The 3,668-nt window shown below is 40.6% G+C and carries 4 protein-coding genes and 1 pseudogene; 4 read left to right on the plus strand and 1 reads right to left on the minus strand.

Going from position 1 to position 3,668, the window contains the following annotated elements; translation table 11 throughout:
• The 4 genes and pseudogenes from ACKPEB_RS00970 to ACKPEB_RS00985 form a co-directional block, all read left to right on the plus strand.
• Positions 1-640, plus strand: a pseudogene (locus tag ACKPEB_RS00970) (hypothetical protein); the annotation flags it as partial.
• A gap of 42 nt (positions 641-682) precedes the next feature.
• Positions 683-1,246, plus strand: coding sequence for a hypothetical protein (locus ACKPEB_RS00975; RefSeq protein ID WP_408962892.1), 564 nt, complete (start codon positions 683-685; stop codon positions 1,244-1,246).
• A 77-nt stretch (positions 1,247-1,323) separates the two neighbouring features.
• Positions 1,324-2,337, plus strand: coding sequence for a succinate dehydrogenase/fumarate reductase iron-sulfur subunit (locus ACKPEB_RS00980; protein ID WP_408962895.1), 1,014 nt, complete (start codon positions 1,324-1,326; stop codon positions 2,335-2,337).
• Positions 2,334-2,519 carry a chlorophyll a/b-binding protein gene (locus tag ACKPEB_RS00985; RefSeq protein WP_408962893.1) on the plus strand — a complete coding sequence of 62 codons (186 nt, stop codon included), beginning with the start codon at positions 2,334-2,336 and terminating at the stop codon, positions 2,517-2,519. The genes ACKPEB_RS00980 and ACKPEB_RS00985 overlap by 4 nt, the downstream gene beginning before the upstream one ends.
• Positions 2,520-2,826: 307 nt before the next feature.
• Here ACKPEB_RS00985 and ACKPEB_RS00990 read toward each other — a convergent pair whose 3' ends face one another.
• Positions 2,827-3,291, minus strand: a complete 465-nt coding sequence (locus ACKPEB_RS00990) for a hypothetical protein (protein ID WP_408962894.1) — start codon at positions 3,289-3,291, stop codon at positions 2,827-2,829.
• Between the last annotated feature and the right edge of the window lie 377 nt (positions 3,292-3,668).

A 3,668-nucleotide genomic window follows, 5' to 3' on the forward strand; every position in this document is an offset into this window, starting at 1 on the left:
TGCACCTGATAGTCAATCTGTTGTAATTGCTCAAGGGCCAGATTTAACAACAATTTTACCCTTAAAACCCGATGCTAAACCGTTAGAATTTTTACCCAAATTCGGTCAAGTTTTGGGTTTTGCACGCAATGGAAGTGCCGCCGCCATGGTGAAATTTAATCCCGATGGCACGCGATCGCTATTTGTGGTGAATAACCAAGGACAAGAACAAGAACTGTATCGCACTCCTCCCTTTGGCAATATTATCAGTGCTGAATTTGATCCGAGTAATAGTGTTTTATACTGTTTAATTACTGAAGTTTTAGATCATCCTGAAACCTATAAAGAACAGCCTTATATTGTGGCGATCGATATCAAAACTAAACAAGTGATTCCGTTTGTAATTTTACCGAATCAACAAGAAATCAACATCAGTTTATCCCCCGATGGATTAGCCTTACTCTTTGATCAGACCGTTATCAAAACTGGGGAACCTGATGATTTGGAACAATCCACAAAAACCCAAGGAGGAGATACCATTAAAACCAGTCGCATTTGGATTTTACCTCTCGTCATTGATACACCAACCGATGGATCTAAACCGCAAGTTAAACCGGAAGAATTACCCTTTTTAGGGTTCCATCCCCAATGGCTTCCTTAAAGTCAGCCCCACTGTGTTAACGTTATTGTTGTAGGAAATGTTATGGAAATTACAGACATTCATCAAATTTTAACCGCTAGATTTGGAACAGCCGTCAGTCAAATTGAAGCGAGTTTATGGCAAGTTGAAACCGAACACTTTCGTTTGTTAGTTTTATTATCAGAAAATCAAAGTTGGTTGAGAATGTTACTGCCGATCGCTCCCATTCAAGAAGTTCAACTAATTTTAGAACAACTCTTAGAAGCGAATTTTGATCAAACTCAAGAGACACGGTATGCCCTGCATCAGAATGTAGTTTGGGCGGTGTTCCAACATCACCGAGAAACCTTAACAAAAACCGACTTTGAACAAGCTATTTCTAATGTCATTGCCCTTGAAGAAGCGGGATTTTCTCAATATTATAATCAACTCATCGAAAATCGGATTCGAGAAATTATTTTAGTAGCAAAAAAACAAGGACAATCGATGGAAACCACCTTACAAAATTTAGAACGCTTTTATGCAGAAGGGATCATGGGAGATTTAAGTGGGAGTACCCAAGAGCGAGAACAAACTTTAACGGCTTGGCGCTATCAATTAGAACGGTTATGGTCAGAAGTAGAATAAGTAGAGTAGTAAAACCTTTAGGGTAAAAACAGCCTTAAAGGACTGACAATCAATCAACCCACGAAGCGGGGAAAATGATGAAAGTTAAGTTTAATATTGTCCGCCAAAGCCCGAATACCTCACCCCAGGTACAAAGTTATCTCCTCGATGTCGAAGTTGGAAATACAATTCTGGACTGCCTCAACCGCATAAAATGGGAACAGGATGGAACCTTAGCCTTTAGAAAAAACTGCCGGAATACCATTTGTGGCAGTTGTTCAATGCGAATTAATGGCCGTTCTGCCTTAGCTTGTAAAGAAAATATTGGCAGTGAAGTCGCCCGTTTACAAAAAATCGCCGAGGCGAACTCCGAGCCATCCCAGTTGAATGATATTCCAGAAATGACGATAGCCCCAATGGGGAATTTACCCGTTATTAAAGACTTAGTTGTAGAGATGAACCGCTTTTGGGACAACCTAGAAGCCGTTGAACCTTATGTCAGTACCGCAGGGCGAGCCATTCCTGAACGAGAATTTCTGCAAACCCCGGAAGAACGAGCTAAACTTGACCAACTGGGTAATTGTATTCTCTGCGGCGCTTGTTATTCAGACTGTAACGCCGTTGAAGTTAACCCTAATTTTGTTGGCCCCCACGCCTTAGCCAAAGCTCAACGGATGGTGGCGGACTCGCGGGATGCGAAAACCGAACAACGCCTCGAATCTTATAACGAAGGCACAAATGGAGTTTGGGGTTGTACCCGTTGCTTTAACTGTAATTCGGTCTGTCCGATGGAAGTCGCCCCCTTGGATCAGATTACCAAAATTAAACATGAAATCCTAGAACGCAAAGATGCCGATGCAAGTCGTCCTATTCGTCACCGTAAAGTCTTACTGGAACTGGTTAAACAAGGCGGTTGGGTCGATGAACGGAAATTTGCTGTAATGGTAGTAGGGAATTATTTCCGCGATCTCAAGGGGTTACTCAGCTTAGGGCCTGTGGGAATGCGGGTACTAATGCGGGGTAAGTTTCCCTTCACCTTTGAACCCTCTGAAGGGACAGAAACGGTGCGATCGCTGATTGAATCTATTCAAGAGTTAGAAAAACAACCATGACTTCTCCAACACCCTGGACTTCTACCCCCAACGAACCCAACCCCCAACCTGAACCTGCAATGGGTTGGACTCGCTATGCTGAACAAATTAACGGCCGTTTTGCGATGGTGGGATTTGTTCTATTAATTCTATTGGAATTTTTCACCCATCAAGATTTATTCACTTGGTTGGGTTTACGTTAAGTTTTGTAGAGGCGTTTTATATAACGTCTCTACTACAATAAAACCGCCTAAACATCAGCCATTAATTTTAAGCCTAAGCCAAGAGTGAAAAACCTGGTTTCTCCTCTTAACATTAGTTATGATTCAAAATTAAACATCAATTGAAGAGATTTTTTAACCCTGTTATCAGCAAAAAAATCAGGGTTAGTCCTGTTTAAAAATTCATCTAGTCTTGAGAGTATTTTAGTAGAATAATTGCCAAAAAATCGATAAAATGCAGGAATATATTGATGATGAGATGCCCTAGATTGCCCAGAGCAGAAATACATTAATAATACTTTTGATCATCTAATCCTCCATATTGCCAATAACGATTACTACTATCCCCTCTAACTCGACCTAAAACATTTCCGTTTAAATCATAGCACTTGTAGCGACTTTGACCTAGAAAATTTGTGGACTTACTAACCCTAACCGTTTCATGTGCATATTTTTCTATTAATCTTTGTACATCTGGCTTAAGATGACGAATAGCTTCATTTAATCTGTTATGAGTTAAGACAGGTTCCTGGGGAGGTGGGGCTGGTTTTGGTGAAGGTGTAGAAGATGAAGGAGATAGATTTCCTAACAGATAATCTATGGTTTTGACACAATCTAAAAAGGAAGAGATATTATGAGCAACCCTTTCTCCATTGGCAATATTAACTATAGCATAACCCGTTCCTTCATTCAAAACACCGAAAGGCCCCTTAACGGTGACATAATCATTTTGAATGGGTTTAATATCAGTCATACTTGCCTTAACTCAATAGTTGTTGGTCTCGTATTCTATAGCAAGTCTAAATAGGTTGTAATCATCTCTATGACTAAAACCCTTACCGTAGGGGCAATTCATGAATTGCCCCTACCACAAATCAAATAGGATTGCTATATCCCTTCTTTATCAACCCTCTAATCTAAATGCTCAGGAGCTACTCCCATAATTGATTAGCCCAGCTTATACCATTGATGAGCAATCCTAGAGTTCACCCCCTTTACAAACCGTTACAAACCCGTTAATCTAATATACATACATACAAAACGTACCTCGACAACTTAATCGCAATACATACCAAACATGACAACCACGATTCAACAGCGCGAAAGCGCCTCAATCTGGGAACGGTTCTG

This window comes from Planktothrix sp. (assembly GCF_046067725.1).
Lineage (GTDB): Bacteria > Cyanobacteriota > Cyanobacteriia > Cyanobacteriales > Microcoleaceae > Planktothrix.